Raw genomic sequence first — 16,453 nt, forward strand, 5'->3', positions numbered from 1 at the left:
ATTATCCTGCTCTACATATGTATTGCAAATTAAAAGGATAACTGCCCAGTTATTTTTAGAATAAAAAAGGGTTGTGATCAACACAACCCTTTTTGAAATATTATTGTATTTTTGCGTTCTGTTGAGTTTCTAGCTGTGCTGCAAGCGAACTACCAATACCTGCACCAAGCTGCGCCCCCATACGTCCCAAGATAGACTCTAATGGATTACGTTGTACCGTATAGTCCACTTTTTGCTCGATTTTTAGATCGCGCATCAATGTCGTCAAACTACCGCTACGGTCAGCAACACCTAAAGCAACAGCCTGTTCACCTGTCCAGAACAATCCTGAGAAAATAGCTGGGTCATTTGACTTCAAACGTTTACCGCGCCCTTCTTTCACTGCATTAATAAAATGAGTATGCACATTATCAAGCACTGACTGCACATGTTGTTTCTGTGCTGGATCAAGTGGTTTGGTCATACTTAAAATGTCTTTATTGCTACCCGCAGTAAGTGTGCGGTCTTCAATCCCCAGCTTTTGTGCTAATCCACTTAAGCCATAATTCGGCATGATCACACCGATTGAACCGACCAAGCTTGATGGATTCACAATGATTTCATCTGCTGCCGAAGCAATATAATACGCACCTGATGCACCCATATCACCAATTACGGCATAAACTTTTTTATCTGGATGTTGTTTTTTCAGATAACGGATTTCTTGCCAAATTTCATCAGACTGTACTGGTGAGCCGCCAGGTGAATTGATATTTAACGCAACCGCTTTACTGCCGCTGGCTTCAAATGCACGTTTTAAAGCTTTGTTGGTATCTTCACTATTCACTGTAGACTGACCTGCAGATGAATCGATGGTTCCCACAATATCAACAACAGCTAAGTGATTACTACTAATATTGGTTGTTGCTTTATCAGATGACGAGGTACAGCTCTTGGTCATTGCCAATAATACAATCAGCAAATATGCAAAGCCCAAGCATTTAAAAAAAATGCTCCAACGACGACTACGGCGTTGTTCTTCAACAGAAGCTAAAACAGCTTTTTCTAAAATTTGCCATTCTTTGCCTGTCACATTATTACTATTTGTAGATTCATTTTGTGGTTTTGGTGGCCAATCGGACATAAGATTCCAATCCAATATATTTTAAAGTGGCTTTATTATATACGTGGATTTACACAAAACTGTTTAAATAACTTGTCTTAACTTATAATTATTTTTTGCTTTATACTTCCCTTTGTAATTTTTCTAACTTTTAATACATGACTCAGCCCAAAACAACCAGTTCAAATTATCGTCTTATCAAGCTTATTAGTCGTCAACCAATTCAATTGGGACGGTTCTTTGCACGTCTGGTTGCCACCTTAGTCAATACATTTCCGCTGTCCAAGCTCTCAAAAATTATCAGATTGAATATACAAATTGCTTTTCCTGAAATGGAACAACAACAAAGACAACAACTTACCAAACAAGCTATTCAGAACGAACTGACCTCTTATTTCGAGTTTTTGAGTATTTGGGGTTCAACAAATGAAAAAAATATCAAAAGTATTCATCGCATTCAGGGTGAACATTATTTCTATGAGGCTGTCGCAGAAAAGAAAGGTTTAGTATTAGTCATCCCTCATTTTGGTACATGGGAAGTCATGAACTCATGGTTATCAAAATACACTCAAATGACAATCCTCTATAAACCAGTTAAAAATCCCGATGCTGACCAGTTTGTCCGTGATGCACGTAGTCGCGAACAAGCCCATCTAGTTCCTACAGATGAAAGTGGGGTACGACAGATATTTAAGGCCTTGAAACAAGGCGGAACTACGGCCATTTTACCAGACCACACCCCTGACCATGGCGGTGACATGATCAACTATTTTGGTATTCCGCTTGCCTCTAGCAGTCTCAGTGCCAAACTGATTCAAAAAACCAAGGCGAAGGCCCTCCTCATCTATACAAAAAGAAATGATCAAGATGGTTTCGATATGTACATCGAACCAATCAATCCTCAGATTTATGAAGGTACAGCAGAAGATGGGACTTTAATTATCCATCAGACACTCGAACAGTTGATTCGACGTTATCCAGAACATTATCACTGGAGCTATAAACGTTTTCGGGCTAACCCTGATTTAAAGAAAATCTACGATATTGATGAAAAAGAAGCCCTGTTAAAAGTTGCTGATGTTCGTCTACAAAAGCAACAAAAAGAGAATGCTTAGGCTATTATCTTCTCAACCACTTCAATTGTTGTCTCTGTTGTTTTAACTCGACGCTGCCATGGTCAAATATAAAACTCAGACTACCTGTCTGTGCTGTATTCAGCAAAGGAATATTTAAGGCTCGAAGACGACTTTGTAGTGCTTGGCTTGGATGGCCATAACGATTATCAAACCCCGCTGAGGCAATCGCCAGTTTGGGTCTTAAAACTGCCAAAAAATCATATGCAGAACTATTTTTGCTTCCATGATGACCAAGTACTAAAACATCCACTTTCAAGTCAGGATACTGCTGTAATAGCTTATATTCGGTTTCCCAACCCGCGTCACCCATAATTAGAAAGTTTTGATAAGGTTGAGCATTGAGGAATTGCAGATATACCACACAGGACTGTTCATTTTTCTGATGTTTTGCAAGTGCTAAACCATCCAGATCGGGTGATAGAATTTGTATTTTTAGATTTGAATAAGACCAATTTTGCCCTTGCTGACACAATGAAAAATTATCTTTGAAAGGCATCTCGCCCCGTTCATTAGATTGAACCTGAGTAATATCAAACGCATTTTGAATGGAAGGAAATGCACCGCTATGATCTTGATCTAAATGGGACAAAATGACGTGATCCAATGTGCGGATGGCCTGCTGCCTTAAAAAGGGAATCACCACCCGTTCACCTAGACTAAATTTGGTTTCATCATAAGAACCGCCAGTATCAATCATCAAAGTCTGCTGCGGATGCTGTAAAAAGATCGATTGCCCCTGCCCTACATCAAGGATATTCAAGATAGTAGGTTGAGCTTTTACTCCCAACATGATTGGCAACAAACAAATCCCAGCCCACATCTTTGGGATTGTTCCCCAAGGCATAAATAAAATGATCAAACCAACAATTAAGCTCACCATCATCAAAGGTGTGTAACTCACTCCATATAAGCTGGGTGAAAAATGTTGAAGTATATTTAGCAGCCACATTAAACCGGATAACAGCACATCATTACACTGAAACAAAAACTGCCCGAATACAGGAATCAGTAGCCAAATACAAGCTGCAATGATATCCAAGGGAACAATCAAGCCACTGAGTAATGGGATTGCAATGAGATTACTCAGTGGTGCAGCCCAAGAAATTTGCTGGAAAAATATCAGCAGCAATGGCAGTAGTGCAATAAAGATCTTCCACTGTGATTCAATGAAAATATTGACGGTCAAAACCAGTTTTTGTGTCGGTGTCAGAGTCAATTCTTGCGGTACTTGCTGAATGGTTTGATAGATTCGCAGCAAAATAAAACACGCCCCATAAGACAGCCAAAATGCAGCCGATAAAATGCTAAATGGATCATAGATAAGTAACAAACTGGCACTATAAACCAAGAGCGATAGGGGTTGAATCGACTTGCGAAATAATAGAAAAAGGCTTGCAATGATAGCGGTTAATAATGTTCTTATCGCTGGAATTTCAAAACCGACAAAGATCACATAAAGTAATACGCTAAGTACAAAGGGCGATAACAGTAAGATCTGTCGCGGTTGCCATAAATATAATTTTGGACAGTAACGCTGTACGATATTCTTCAGTAGCCATGTCAACAGCAACGCAAAAATCAGCACATGAGGTCCTGAAATCGCCAATAGATGTGAAATCCCCAACTGTTGAAATTGTTGCTTTAAACGAGTTGATAAAAGACTTTCATCCCCTGTCAACAATGCGAGAAGTAAACCTTTATGTTGAAGTCCCGAAGCCTGAAACATGTTTCGAAATGACAGTCGCATGGCCTCAATTTTTAATAACAACATTGCTTGAAGGCTTTGTTGCTGCTTAAGATGCTGCTGATAACCTAGGCGATAAATTTCATCGCGACTCAATGGCTGAATATGTCTTACCGAAAATGCCGACATCACTTTTTGTTGTAAAAACCATTTCTCCTGATCAAAAGCACCTGCAACGGTATAACTATGCGCAGGTTTGATAACGCCTTCAATTCGATAATAATGACCCAACTCTAAAATTTGTTCTTGAATTGCTTGTTTTTTTTCCTTACTAAGATAAAGAAACCAATCCACTGGTTGCTCATGTCGATTGAGTACCTCAGCGATTTGTTTTTGTCCTTCATCGCTTAACTCATCTAATTTTTTAATATAAACAACTGCTTCAAATGGCTGCGCCTTTACTTCTCTAAGCTTCAGCCGTTGTTCTAAGGCTGTATCGGCATAATCAAAGCCAGTACAAAATAATGCCCAACCAACACTGATTAAAATCAGCGCTTTATACATAGGATTATTGAAATACCGTCGTCTGTCATAAAACCCATAAGCAAAGACTGCAATTGCTAAAACTAGCCACATCCACCATGTGGTCGTCACAAAAGGAAGGTCCAGCCCCATAAAGGCAATCCCTGTAATCCAGCCCAATAAAATATTTTCTAGCATTTTACTAAATTAATTTTTTAATTATTCTAAAGACAAAATTAAAGCCCGTTTTCAGGGCTTTAACAAGAGCTTATTCAAAATATTTATTATTGATCAAGCCATAAACCATCTTGCATATGCAAAATAGAATCAGCCGACTGCGCCAACTGCTCATCATGGGTCACAATCAACATGGCCATATTCAGTTCTTTTTTCAAATCTGTCAGTAATTCGAAAATGCTGAGCGCTGTTTTACGATCCAAATTACCCGTCGGTTCATCTGCTAAAACAACCGCAGGCCGAGTCACCAACGCACGTGCCAATGCCACACGCTGACGCTCACCACCAGACAATTCACCTGGTTTGTGATCCATACGATGAGATAAACCGACACGATCCAGCAGGTATTCCACCTGCTTTTTCACATCTTTAAAATTGCTTTCACCACGTATCATTAATGGCATTGCCACATTTTCAAGGGCTGAAAACTCAGGCAGCAAATGATGGAACTGGTAAACGAAACCTAAATACTGGTTGCGCTTATAGCCACGTTCAGCTTCACCTAAATTATCAAAACGCTGTCCTTGTAAAAACACCTGCCCTTGTGAAGGTTGCTCTAGGCCACCTAACGCATGCAGTAGTGTACTTTTACCCGAACCACTTGAACCAACAATCGAGACAAACTCACCTGCTTTCACTTGAAGTGATAAACCTTTAATCACTTCAACTTTGCTTCTACCATCATCAAAATGCTTGTAGATATCTTTTGCTTCTAAGACAATCTTACTCATAACGTAACGCCTCAGCAGGTTGAACTTTCGCTGCACGCAATGCAGGGTAAACTGTTGCCAAGAAACTTAATAACAAAGATACCGTTACAATCACAACCACATCTTGCCATCTGAGATATGAAGGCAGGTAATGAACAAAGTAAGCATCAAACAGATTCAAACCTAAGACGGTATTAAACCAAGAAATAATATCGCTGATTGTAAGCGCCAACGTAACACCTAAAATCGTACCTGCAATGGTACCAATTACACCAATTACAGTTCCTTGTACCATGAAAATTTTAGTAATCATCGAAGGTGATGCGCCCAAGGTACGCAGGATTGCAATATCAGACTTTTTATCAGTCACGACCATGACTAATGAGGAAACAATATTAAATGCAGCAACGACAATAATCAGTACCAGTAATAAACCTACTAAGGTCTTTTCCATTTGAATCGCATTGAACAAATTACCATGGGTATAAGTCCAGTTCGATGCATAGAAATTACTTGGCAGCTGGCTGACAATATCATTGGCCACTTTTGGCGCAGCAAAAATATCATCCAGTTTCAAACGTACGCCTTGTGCACCATCAGGTAAGCGTAACAAGGTAGAAGCATCATTCAAGGCGATATAACCCACCATTGAATCCACTTCTGCACCTACACTGAAAATACCAACGATTTTAAAACGTTTAAAGCGCGGTACCACGCCTGCTGGCGACGGTGTTGCTTCAGGTAACACTAAAGTCACATTATCATTTAAACCTAGACCCAGTGCATCGGTCATGTCCTTACCTAGAACAATACCAAACTCACCTTTCTTCAAGGCATTTAAATCACCTGAGACCATGTGGTTTTGAATAATTGAAACCTTTTTCTCATATTCTGGTTCAATACCTGTGACCATGATTCCTGCCACTTGACCTTGCGCAGTTAACATTCCCTGCAATTGGGTAAATGGTGCAACCCCAGTGACATGCGGATGATGCTCAACTTTTTTTACAAGCTCAGGCCAATCTGTTAGAATTTGAGTAGAAGAAACAGTGGCTTGTGGAACCATTCCTAGAACACGAGTTTTTAATTCGCGATCAAAACCATTCATGACAGATAACACTGTAATGAGGACAGCAACGCCAAGGGTTAAACCAATCATGGAAACCAAGGCGATAAAAGAAATAAAATGATTACTCCGCCTAGCACGAGTGTATCTCAACCCTATATACAGCGAAATTGGCTTAAACATACCATCTAGTCCGAGGTGATTTATTATGGAAAATTCACAACATCATCTTGTTGACGACAACACTGAACGTCGAGTGATGTCTCGTATTGATGCCGTGTTGAGAATCAACTATCAAATCATTCCAGATGATGTTGCGCTGAATGATCCTTATGACTCTCATTTCGTATTACCGCGCTATTTTCTACTACTTGCAGAATTAGATCAATTTGATCACGCGTTTCGCTACGAATTAGAACAATTAAATGAAAAAGATCAACAAATTGCTCGCATCTTATCCCTTTTTAACCAGAAATTGAATCTGATTACAGGGTCTTTTTACGACAATATCGTGCAATCCTTGTTGCCAGTACCTGAACAGGTGAATTTTTCAGAGAATGGATTAAGCTTCTTCAGCACACAAGATATTAATGAAGGTACTTATATTCATATCACCTTGAGTCACCCTGAAAACTTCTTCCATATTGCAGCGACTGCCCAAGTGGCACATAGTAGTGCAGATGAACAAGGTAAGTTCCGTATCGGTGCCTATTTCATTACTTTGAACCCGCAAGATCGTGCAAAATTGGCTGCCAGCGTTCAACAAAGCCAGCAAGCAAGCTAAGATCACTTAACGTTTATACTTTTAATCGACGATATGCACGTAAATCTCTAAAGAAATAGAGAAATAAACCAAAAAGAATAATGCTTGCCCCAACAAATACCTGAACTGACAATTGCTCGTGGTTCAGGTATGCCCCAATCAAGATTGCCAACATTGGCGTCATCACTGTCGTCAGGGACAAGGTCGTGGCTTGAAGATTTTGAACTAGTTTAAAGTAACAGAACATCGCAATCAGAGATGCCATAACAATCGTATAGGTCAGTGCCAATAGTGATTTAGCAGATGGGATATGCGTGGGTGCATATTGCCAAATCCAAGGTAATAACATACTTGCCAATATCGTTGAAACTAGAATTGAACCTGTCGCTTGTGCCATCACAGGTAAATCAGCATTAATTTTTTTCACCAAAAAGATTGATAGAGAGTATGAAAAAACACTGATCAGCATTAAAACAATACCCAACGGTTGTACATGTTTCTGACTACCGCTCAGACAAATCATCGCTAATCCAACAATCGATGTCGCCATACCTAACCACTGTAAACCCGCCAATTTTTGCTGGAAGCCAAATCGACCAATCAGGCCAGCCATGATAGGCGCCAAACCAAACATCAATGCAATCAATCCAGAACTGAGATAAGCAGTTGCCGCGTAGGTAAAGATTTGCGAACCGATCAGACTTAATGAGCCTGCAGCGTAACTTAATAATGCAATTTTATGGGTTGGGAATTTTACTTTTAGCAGTAATAAAACTGTGGCAGCCAAAGGCAAGGCTATAAAAAAACGAATCAACAATGCCCACATGGGGTGTAAATCAGAAACACTCCACACAATGGCTAAAGGCGTGGTTGCCCATATGAATACCAATAATCCATAAGTGAACATTAAGTTAATGCGAGATGGCATACTAAACTCAAGAAGCTGTTTTACGTTTCTGTTTTAAAATGGTCTGATCCAGTGAACTTGAAAACTCTCGCTTGTCTCGTTCCGAGATCGGAGGAGGTCCACCAGTTTGCACACCCGCACCACGTAAAGTATCCATAAAATCTCGCAAATGCAGACGCGCTTTCACATTTGCAGTGGTATAGATCTCACCACGCGGATGGATTGCGATCCCGCCCTTTTCAATCACTTGTGCTGCAAGCGGTATATCCTGTGTAATGACAATGTCATTTTCTTGCATTCGATCTACAATTTCCTGGTCGGCCTTATCGGCACCACTCATCACTTGGATAGATTTAATCCGCAGTGACGGCGTAATACCCACATTTTGATTGGCAACAAAAATAACTTCAAGTTGATAACGATCAGAAGCACGTAGAATAACTTCACGTAAAATTTTAGGCAAAGCATCAGCATCTACCCACAATTTGAATGGCAGCACGTTGGCAAAAGCTCATGAAAGTAAAAAATATAGTGTAACAGATTACTGGAAAAGTAGAGTGAAGATCATCTGACTATTCACATCGACAGTTCGTGTAAGACATACTTAAGCAGCATATTGATATTTCGAGCTAAAAAGTAAATTAATTGTAGAGAATTACAGATTCAGACTTGAAATATGACAGTTACCCTCGATTTAATAGAGTAAGTTCAATCTTTTTAGCATTACGCTTTATGAAAAATCAAAACAGTCCAGAAATCATTAAAATTCAAGATCAAAATTTCGGTAATCATGTCGAGCATTGGAACTTACTGACAGATACTCCCGAAACGGATGTTCCCAAATGGTTAGGATTGGCTCTTGATGCACCGGTAATGCCGATGGGTCTCTGTCAGGACGAACATGAAATGGATCAATCATTCTGGCTGATTCAAGGCCCAAGTGGCGAAGCTGTTTCGATTAATCAAATTATTGCGGTTGAAGATCAAAAACCCCGTGCATTAAAAACAGCATTTCCAAGTTTTGATAGCCCATATAAATATGATGCGCAAATCGAGCGAATTATTACCTGTGATTCTTCAACTCAGGCAGTATTACGTTTGAACTTAAATAAAAACACCATTATTTATGCATTTGATAATTTATTCAGTGTAAATAGCTGTCAATATGACAAAAATCAAACCTATCAAGTTCAATTTAATGCTTGGGCATATGAATTAGAAACAGTTTCGGCTGATGAGAAAATCATTGTTGATGATCCAGCTTCAATTAAACATCACCGCGCATTAAATGCGATTTTGACTGAACATAATGGAGTTGCGCCAGACAATTTACAAGAATTGATTAATGACTGGCAACCAAAAACACCAGAAGATCAAGAACCTGTCACTGTCGACTTTTCTAAAATGGTGGCCTATTTATTTGGTGAAACATTAGGTCAAGAAGATGAAGCTTGGTTCCAAGGTAATATCGTAGGTAAAACTTCTATGCAGTTTATGCAGGAAGAATATACCCTTTATGATGTGACGCTGGTATTAGAAGATGATTTACCCGCAATCCTGATTCGTATTGCCACGAAGAATGAATTGTATAAAAACTTTAACATTGGCCAATATATTCGCGGTAACCTATGGATTCAGGCGAATATTTATGCTAAAACTGCACATAAGTGACAAAAAATCACATAAATGGCATTTTAGGCGTTCTAATGAAAATTATACCAGAACAAACGACCACCAGTCTGATTCACTCGAGTGATCAAGGTCTTAAACTTGATGTTGGTGCTTTTTGCTTTTTTTTACTTGGTATGTTTTTAGCAGCACTCATGTTTCATCAAATTGGCTTTTTTTAAATTTTTGACCACTACCCTATTCAAACATAAAAGCCCTCAATACTGAGGGCTTTTATTTTAGCTACGTATTATGGCTTAACCATGACGTTTTGCAAACTCATCCATAAAGTCTACAAGCGCTTGCACACCAGCCAATGGCACTGCATTGTAAATACTTGCACGCATACCACCAACTGAGCGATGACCTGCTAAGTTTAACAAATGATTTTGCTCTGCTTCTTTTAAAAAGGTCTTTTCCAATGCTTCATCAGCTAAAGTGAAGGGTACGTTCATCATTGAACGGTTTGGAATGGCAATTGGATTGTTATAGAAATCGCTTGAATCAATATAGCCATAAAGCAGTTTGGCTTTCTCTTGATTCACTTTATAGATCGCATCTACCCCACCCTGCTCAAGCAACCACTCAAATACCAGACCAGATAAATACCACGCATAAGTCGCAGGAGTATTCACCATTGAACCATTCTTGGCTTGATCGGCATATTTTAAGATACTTGGAATCTCAGGTTTTGCTAGATCTAACAAGTCATCACGAATAATGACGATAGTTAAGCCTGCTGGACCAATATTCTTTTGCGCACCCGCATAGATCAGACCAAACTTGCTTACATCTAAAGGTGCAGACAAGATACTAGATGAATAATCACACACCAATGGTGCGTTTACATCTGGAATTCCCGCGAATTGTAGACCACCAATGGTTTCATTATCTGCATAATGTACATAGGCAGCGTCAGCCGAAAGATTCCAGCTGCTTTGTTCAGTAATGGCATGTTTACCATCAATTAAAGTTCCCGCTTCAACGATATTAATATCACCATAGCGTTTTGCTTCTTTGAGTGCTTTCTCAGACCAAATACCTGTATGGATATAATCTGCCTTATTATTTTTACCTAACAGATTCAAAGGTATCGCTGAGAATTGCAAGGATGCACCACCTTGTAAAAACAAGACCTTATAGTTCTCTGGAATATTCATGAGCTTACGTAAATCAGCTTCAGCTTTCTCTGCCACAGCAACATAGTCATTGCTACGATGACTCATTTCCATGATCGACAGACCCTTACCTTGCCAATCCAACAATTCTTGTTGAGCTTTTTCTAAAACAGCCGTAGGTAATGCAGCAGGACCAGCGCAGAAATTATAAGCACGCATGAGTTTTCCCTTGTTAAAGTGGAACAAATTGGAATGGGAATTTAACCATAGATTGGCGAAGCTTGCAGCAGCTTATCCAGTAAATATTTCAATTTGATTGAGAAAATAGCATTAATTTTTCTATCATGTCTTTGTCATTACATTTATTTTTAGTTGAATAACCAGCTCATATTTACTTGTTCAAAAAACCATAATTCCACCCGTTTCAATTAGATTAAAAACTCTACTTTTTACAAATTCACTACACCAAACCAAGCGATATAACTATTTAATTAAAAACATAATATTTTAATTTTATAAAAAGAATTTAGACTACCTCAGGATATTATTAAATTGCGACCTACCCCTATGTTGAAACGACATGATCGACCGAGTTTTAAGGTCCAACGGTTTCCCAGAAAGTTAAGCTTGAGTATAAGCCTAATTAGCTGTGCCCTATTTTCAACGGTATTATCTGCACAAACATTAAGTTATAGCGAAGCTGAACAATATGTTGTGGAAAATGCTTACGGGACGCAAGCACAGCAGGCCCTACAGCAAGCTTCACAACTTGAAATGGAAGCCGTCAAGCATTTAGGTTTACCGCGTATCGACTTAAATGCACGTGCTTACTCATTTCATAGCGAAACTAGCGTACCTTTAGAATCGAGTAAACGTCGGCTTGAAAACTCCCTCACGCGGGGCTTTGATGATAAATTATCGCAATGGGGTAATGTGCTTCCACCAGAAGTGATTGATCAAGTCAGCCAAGGTTTTGATCAAACTGTCCAAGAAGGCTTAAATCAGGTACCCAATAATCTGGATGTCACGGTGAAAGACCATGATGTGCGCACTTCAATTTCAATGGTGATGCCACTCTATACTGGCGGGAAAATTAGTAGTGCCAAACAGATTGCGACGATTCAAGCACAACGCTCAAATATCAGCGAAAAACAACAACAAGATTCACAACGCTTCGAGATGATTCAATCCTATTTTAATGTGCAATTACAACAACAGTTACTCAACGCTAGCCTGTTTAATTTGAATGCGATGCAAGAACACTATAACAATGCACTTAAATTAGAGAAGCAAGGCTTTATTAATAAAGGGCAACGCATGCAGTTTGAAGTGGCGCGGAATAATGCAGAACGCACCTATCAAAATGCGCAGTCGAATCTGCAAGCGAGCCAGTTTAGCCTAAAAAATCTATTACAGACTAAAGAAGGCCTAAACCTTACCACCCCACTATTTGTGAATAATGCACAAAATCATTCTTTGGATAAACTGCTGGCAAATTATGATCAAAACTCCAGTTTGATTAAAAAATTGCAAATGGATACCCAGTTAGCCAATGAAAATGTCAAGGTTCAACAATCTGCGAAGAAACCAAGTGTTTTTGCCTTTGGTGAATATGGGCTGGACAATAAAGAGAATTGGATTGTCGGCGTGATGGCGAAATACAATTTATTCTCAGGCATTGATAACAACAAAAACATACGTGCTGCCGAATTGAAAAAATATGCTGCTGAACTCATGACCGAACGCACCAAGCAAGAAGTCGAAAACGTGCTGTACAAATCATATAGCGAATTAAACGCGTCTCAGACTAGCCATCAACTATTAACGCAGAACACCAAAGCTGCTCAAGAAAACTTACGTATCCAACAGCTTTCATTTAAAGAAGGTATGGGCACGGCGACTCAAGTGATTGATGCACAAAATGCATTCAGTGCATTAAGAAGTGAGATGGCGATAAATTCATATAAATACATCTTATCTTTAGCCACCTTATTACAAAGCTATGGTTCGATTGATGAGTTCAAGCTTTATGTTAATCAACCACGTACAGACTATATCCGTTAATTGGAGAAATTTATGAGCCAAGATCAATCATCATCCAATTCAGAACGTGATACAGATCAAGTGGAAAATAAGACTGAGACCCAAGCTTCTGAACTATCTCAAGCACAAGTGACCTCTACAGAAAAGGTAGAACAGCCGAGACCTGAGACATCAAACTCAAATCAACAACAGCCTCCGACAGAACCACCAAAAAAAGGCACGGCAAAAATCATCGGCCTGATTATTTTAATTTTGCTTTTAGGTCTGATTGCATTTGGTTTATGGAAAGCCTATCAGCCACAAGCCATTGAATTACAAGGTCGGGTTGAGTCAGAAACCGTACATATCAGCACCAAAGTACCGAGCCGTATTGAGGAGTTCTATGTGTCTGAAGGTCAGTCCGTTAAAAAAGGTCAGGCCTTAGTTCGTTTTGTCAGCCCTGAATTAGAGGCTAAAAAAGAACAGGCACAAGCCGCATTACAAAGTGCGACCGCTTTTCATTCAACCGTGTATCGTGGCGCACAACAAGAAAATATCGATACGCTCTATGCCAACTGGCAAGCAATGAAAACCCAAGCTGAATTAGCAGCAACAACCTACAAGCGTGGTGAAACCTTATTTCAACAAGGTGTGATTTCTCGCCAACGTCGAGATGAAATGCTTGCAGCACAAACCTCTGCACGTGAAACAGCCGAGGCATCGTACCAACAATATGCGCGTGCCAAACGTGGCAGTACTGAACAGCAAAAATCAACGGCTGATGCACAGGTTGCTATGGCACAAGCAGCGGTGAAAGAAGCCAATGCCTTGACTGAGGAAACTAAACTGTATTCACCAACAGATGGTACTGTGTCTAAAACCTATGGCAAACCGACTGAACTGGTTGCGACAGCTGTGCCTGTGGTCAGTATTATCGAAGATCATGATTTGTGGGTCAGCTTAAATGTCCGCGAAGACATGTATAGCTCTGTTTATAAAATGAAAACGATTGAAGGCTTTATTCCTGCACTCAATCGTAAAGAAACTTTCAAAGTCAAAAATATTGATGCTGAAGGTGACTTTGCGACCATCAAAACCACACGCCAAACAGGTGGTTATGATATTCGTAGTTTCAAATTTCACCTTGTACCAGAACAAAGTATTCCAGATTTAAAAGTCGGTATGAGTGTGTTGTTTAAAATTGAAGAGGCAAAATAAGCGATGTTTGCAGTGATGCTGCGGGAATTGCGCTATTTAAAACACCATAAAGTTGATTTGTTTATGGCGGTCATTGCCCCTTTGCTGGTGATTCTGTTATTTGGCAGCATGTTTTCCGCTGGTAAGGCGGAACATTTACCCATTGTGGTGATTGATCAAGATCAAAGTGAGATGAGCCGTAAAGTGATTCATGCACTTAGCATCAATCATACTCTGAAGGTTAAAACGATTACCGCTAGCCAAGATGAAGCCGAACGACTCATCAATAAAACCGAAGCTTGGGGATTCGTGATGATCCCTGAGGGAGCTGAACAACGCTTGGTCAAAGCCCAAGATGCGCAGATCAGCATTGCCTATAACCAATCCTTTTTTAGTATCGGTAATACCATTTCCTCTGCCATGCTCATCAGCACGCTAAATGGTATGGCTGAATATATGGGGCAAAGCTATTTAGCCAATACTATTCCCTATTTAGACATGCCCACACCGCATATCAAGATCTCAACCCTGTATAATCCAAGCATGAGTTATGAACTGTTTCTGGAACCTTTTATGGTGCCAGCAGTCTTACATTTATTACTGTGCTGTTGCGTGGCTTTTGCTATCGGGCAGGAATTTAAACGCAAGACTGTCGGTGAATGGGTCCAATCAAAACAAATTATCTCTAGCCTACTTGGTAAAGTCCTGCTCTATGTCTTTATCTTCTGCGCCTGGACTTGGTGCTGGATGTTCTGGCTGGCACATATTCGTGGTTACTTTATCGCAGGTTCACTTACACTGATCCTTGTTGCACAGTTTTTGCTGTATTTTGCTTATGCCGTGATTAGCAGTACTGTGGTTTTGGCAACACAGAATTTACCCAAAACCTTTGGTTTTATCGCACTCTACGGTGGATCATCACCAAGCTTTTCTGGAATTACATTACCACTCAATAATGCACCCGCATTTACTCAATTTTGGTCGATGATTATTCCTTACACACCTTACGCTAAATTGCAGACCGAGCAATGGATTATTGGCAGTGATATTTATGTTTCATTGGTTCCATTTGGTATCTTAGTGGTCTTTGCAGGTTTATTCTTTGCGTTAAGCGTGCGTCTGTTAAAGAAAAATACTCAGGAGCTTTGTTCATGAAGTCATTTTTCAGTTATTACTTACAGACCTTTAAAAATATTTTTGCCAATAGCTCGGTGTTTACCACGCTCATTGCCGCAATCTTGCTCTATAGTTTTTTCTATCCAACTGCCTATAAAGCACAAACCGCTGAAGATATTCCGATTGTAATTGTGGATGAAGAACAGAGCATTTTGACCTCAAAAATCATTAGCCAAGCGTCTAATAGTCCGCATATCAAAATCATCACCGTGACAGATAACTTTCTTGAAGCACAGCGCATGGTGAAAAACCAGCAAGCTGAAGGTATTTTGTTATTACCAGAAAACCTGACCAATAGCTTAAAACGCGGTGAAATGGGCGGCATTGGCCTGTACTTGAGCACGGCTTATTTCATTCGAACCAAAGAAGTAGGTGTAGGTTTAGCAGGTTCTATTGAATATACGCTAAAAGAGCATTTAGAAAAGTTCGGCAATGCCTCTGCTTTTGAGCCTGAACTTTCGATCCACCAAATTCCATTGTTTAACACAATGTCTGGTTATGGCAGTTATATCTTCCCTGCTGTGGCCAGTTTAATTATTCACCAGACTATTCTGCTCGGTCTGGCGATGCTGATTGCCAGTTACCGTGAACAAGGCTGGGTAGCAAAACCTGTAGAATTCTGGGCCACTTTTGCAGCCATCTTTACTACAGGTTGTTTAGGTTGCCTGTACTTATTTGGCTTTACCTTCTGGTTATATGAATATCCACATGGGGGCAATTTTTGGGGCATGCTGCTTGCTGTACCAATCTATGTCAGCTGTGTGATTGGTTTGGGTATGTTGGTCGGTTCACTGGTTGATATGCCAGAACGGGTTGGTCATTTAATTGTGGTGACCTCTGTCCCATTGTTCTTATTAACTGGTACCGCATGGCCACATGAAGCCATGCCGCATTGGATGCAATGGTTTGCATGGACACTGCCTTCAACCCATGGGGTACAACTCTTTGTACAACTCAATCAGATGGGTGTACCCACCTCAATCGTGGTGCCAAAACTGATTTATCTTACTACAGTCGCTGCAATATTATTGGCAATTTCTTATTATCGTCTGGTTAAAAAATAGTATTTTTCGCTTTAAGTTGATATTAAGGATCTCTTGGCATATTGCTTCAATCGTAGACATTAAAAGGTAAGGCTAAATTGG

At 39.8% G+C, this 16,453-nt stretch carries 15 protein-coding genes; 8 read left to right on the plus strand and 7 right to left on the minus strand.

What is annotated here, in order from left to right; genetic code table 11:
• Positions 1-100 precede the first annotated feature (100 nt).
• Complete coding sequence (gene sppA, locus GBI66_RS00480) at positions 101-1,123, minus strand: signal peptide peptidase SppA (RefSeq protein ID WP_151714765.1); 1,023 nt, start codon at positions 1,121-1,123, stop codon at positions 101-103.
• Between the two features lie 137 nt (positions 1,124-1,260).
• Between sppA and GBI66_RS00485 the strand changes: the two genes are divergently transcribed.
• Complete coding sequence (locus tag GBI66_RS00485) at positions 1,261-2,217, plus strand: lysophospholipid acyltransferase family protein (RefSeq protein WP_151714766.1); 957 nt, start codon at positions 1,261-1,263, stop codon at positions 2,215-2,217.
• A 4-nt stretch (positions 2,218-2,221) separates the two neighbouring features.
• Here the strand turns inward: GBI66_RS00485 and GBI66_RS00490 are convergent, their stop codons facing one another.
• From GBI66_RS00490 to GBI66_RS00500, 3 genes are all read right to left on the minus strand, one after another.
• A complete protein-coding gene (locus GBI66_RS00490; RefSeq protein WP_151714767.1) occupies positions 2,222-4,642 on the minus strand; it encodes a DNA internalization-related competence protein ComEC/Rec2 in 2,421 nt (806 codons plus the stop codon).
• An 86-nt stretch (positions 4,643-4,728) separates the two neighbouring features.
• Positions 4,729-5,412 carry a lipoprotein-releasing ABC transporter ATP-binding protein LolD gene (gene lolD / locus GBI66_RS00495; protein ID WP_005151761.1) on the minus strand — a complete coding sequence of 228 codons (684 nt, stop codon included), beginning with the start codon at positions 5,410-5,412 and terminating at the stop codon, positions 4,729-4,731.
• Entirely contained in the window at positions 5,405-6,640 is a 1,236-nt protein-coding gene (locus tag GBI66_RS00500; protein WP_005211449.1) for a lipoprotein-releasing ABC transporter permease subunit, read from the minus strand. Before GBI66_RS00500 ends, lolD begins: the two co-directional genes overlap by 8 nt.
• A 25-nt stretch (positions 6,641-6,665) precedes the next feature.
• On the opposite strand from GBI66_RS00500, the gene GBI66_RS00505 reads away from it, so the two are divergent.
• Positions 6,666-7,241, plus strand: a complete 576-nt coding sequence (locus GBI66_RS00505) for a PilZ domain-containing protein (protein ID WP_005190032.1) — start codon at positions 6,666-6,668, stop codon at positions 7,239-7,241.
• A gap of 13 nt (positions 7,242-7,254) precedes the next feature.
• Here GBI66_RS00505 and GBI66_RS00510 read toward each other — a convergent pair whose 3' ends face one another.
• Together GBI66_RS00510 and GBI66_RS00515 are read right to left on the minus strand one after the other, a co-directional pair.
• A complete protein-coding gene (locus tag GBI66_RS00510) occupies positions 7,255-8,148 on the minus strand; it encodes a DMT family transporter (RefSeq protein WP_005190035.1) in 894 nt (297 codons plus the stop codon).
• A 7-nt stretch (positions 8,149-8,155) separates the two neighbouring features.
• Positions 8,156-8,626, minus strand: a complete 471-nt coding sequence (locus GBI66_RS00515; RefSeq protein ID WP_005151751.1) for a YaiI/YqxD family protein — start codon at positions 8,624-8,626, stop codon at positions 8,156-8,158.
• 233 nt (positions 8,627-8,859) lie between these two features.
• On the opposite strand from GBI66_RS00515, the gene GBI66_RS00520 reads away from it, so the two are divergent.
• Together GBI66_RS00520 and GBI66_RS19390 are read left to right on the plus strand one after the other, a co-directional pair.
• Positions 8,860-9,798, plus strand: a complete 939-nt coding sequence (locus tag GBI66_RS00520) for a hypothetical protein (RefSeq protein ID WP_151714768.1) — start codon at positions 8,860-8,862, stop codon at positions 9,796-9,798.
• A 35-nt stretch (positions 9,799-9,833) separates the two neighbouring features.
• On the plus strand, positions 9,834-9,977 hold the full coding sequence (locus GBI66_RS19390; RefSeq protein WP_005151747.1) for a hypothetical protein: 144 nt from the start codon (positions 9,834-9,836) through the stop codon (positions 9,975-9,977).
• A gap of 75 nt (positions 9,978-10,052) precedes the next feature.
• Here the strand turns inward: GBI66_RS19390 and serC are convergent, their stop codons facing one another.
• Positions 10,053-11,132 (minus strand): 3-phosphoserine/phosphohydroxythreonine transaminase, encoded by a 1,080-nt coding sequence (gene serC, locus GBI66_RS00525; RefSeq protein ID WP_151714769.1) that lies wholly within the window; start codon positions 11,130-11,132, stop codon positions 10,053-10,055.
• A 348-nt stretch (positions 11,133-11,480) separates the two neighbouring features.
• On the opposite strand from serC, the gene GBI66_RS00530 reads away from it, so the two are divergent.
• The 4 genes from GBI66_RS00530 to GBI66_RS00545 are packed head-to-tail and all read left to right on the plus strand — an operon-like array spanning position 11,481 to position 16,372.
• Complete coding sequence (locus GBI66_RS00530; RefSeq protein ID WP_032864450.1) at positions 11,481-12,977, plus strand: TolC family protein; 1,497 nt, start codon at positions 11,481-11,483, stop codon at positions 12,975-12,977.
• A 12-nt stretch (positions 12,978-12,989) separates the two neighbouring features.
• A complete protein-coding gene (locus GBI66_RS00535) occupies positions 12,990-14,153 on the plus strand; it encodes an HlyD family secretion protein (protein ID WP_151714770.1) in 1,164 nt (387 codons plus the stop codon).
• A gap of 3 nt (positions 14,154-14,156) precedes the next feature.
• Positions 14,157-15,287, plus strand: a complete 1,131-nt coding sequence (locus GBI66_RS00540) for an ABC transporter permease (RefSeq protein ID WP_151714771.1) — start codon at positions 14,157-14,159, stop codon at positions 15,285-15,287.
• Entirely contained in the window at positions 15,284-16,372 is a 1,089-nt protein-coding gene (locus tag GBI66_RS00545; protein ID WP_151714772.1) for an ABC transporter permease, read from the plus strand. The genes GBI66_RS00540 and GBI66_RS00545 overlap by 4 nt, the downstream gene beginning before the upstream one ends.
• Positions 16,373-16,453: the final 81 nt, after the last annotated feature.

The organism is Acinetobacter sp. TUM15071, assembly GCF_008980925.1.
GTDB lineage: Bacteria > Pseudomonadota > Gammaproteobacteria > Pseudomonadales > Moraxellaceae > Acinetobacter > Acinetobacter dispersus.

What these genes read in the sequence shown, in the direction of transcription:
- GBI66_RS00535 (WP_151714770.1), top strand. Translation starts at nt 12,990, where the DNA reads ATGAGCCAAGATCAATCATCATCCAATTCAGAACGTGATACAGATCAA.
- GBI66_RS00530 (WP_032864450.1), top strand. Translation starts at nt 11,481, where the DNA reads ATGTTGAAACGACATGATCGACCGAGTTTTAAGGTCCAACGGTTTCCC.
- GBI66_RS00490 (WP_151714767.1), bottom strand. Translation starts at nt 4,642, where the DNA reads ATGCTAGAAAATATTTTATTGGGCTGGATTACAGGGATTGCCTTTATG.
- sppA (WP_151714765.1), bottom strand. Translation starts at nt 1,123, where the DNA reads ATGTCCGATTGGCCACCAAAACCACAAAATGAATCTACAAATAGTAAT.
- GBI66_RS00500 (WP_005211449.1), bottom strand. Translation starts at nt 6,640, where the DNA reads ATGTTTAAGCCAATTTCGCTGTATATAGGGTTGAGATACACTCGTGCT.
- GBI66_RS00505 (WP_005190032.1), top strand. Translation starts at nt 6,666, where the DNA reads ATGGAAAATTCACAACATCATCTTGTTGACGACAACACTGAACGTCGA.
- GBI66_RS00485 (WP_151714766.1), top strand. Translation starts at nt 1,261, where the DNA reads ATGACTCAGCCCAAAACAACCAGTTCAAATTATCGTCTTATCAAGCTT.
- GBI66_RS00510 (WP_005190035.1), bottom strand. Translation starts at nt 8,148, where the DNA reads ATGCCATCTCGCATTAACTTAATGTTCACTTATGGATTATTGGTATTC.
- GBI66_RS00540 (WP_151714771.1), top strand. Translation starts at nt 14,157, where the DNA reads ATGTTTGCAGTGATGCTGCGGGAATTGCGCTATTTAAAACACCATAAA.
- GBI66_RS00520 (WP_151714768.1), top strand. Translation starts at nt 8,860, where the DNA reads ATGAAAAATCAAAACAGTCCAGAAATCATTAAAATTCAAGATCAAAAT.
- serC (WP_151714769.1), bottom strand. Translation starts at nt 11,132, where the DNA reads ATGCGTGCTTATAATTTCTGCGCTGGTCCTGCTGCATTACCTACGGCT.
- GBI66_RS19390 (WP_005151747.1), top strand. Translation starts at nt 9,834, where the DNA reads ATGAAAATTATACCAGAACAAACGACCACCAGTCTGATTCACTCGAGT.
- GBI66_RS00545 (WP_151714772.1), top strand. Translation starts at nt 15,284, where the DNA reads ATGAAGTCATTTTTCAGTTATTACTTACAGACCTTTAAAAATATTTTT.
- lolD (WP_005151761.1), bottom strand. Translation starts at nt 5,412, where the DNA reads ATGAGTAAGATTGTCTTAGAAGCAAAAGATATCTACAAGCATTTTGAT.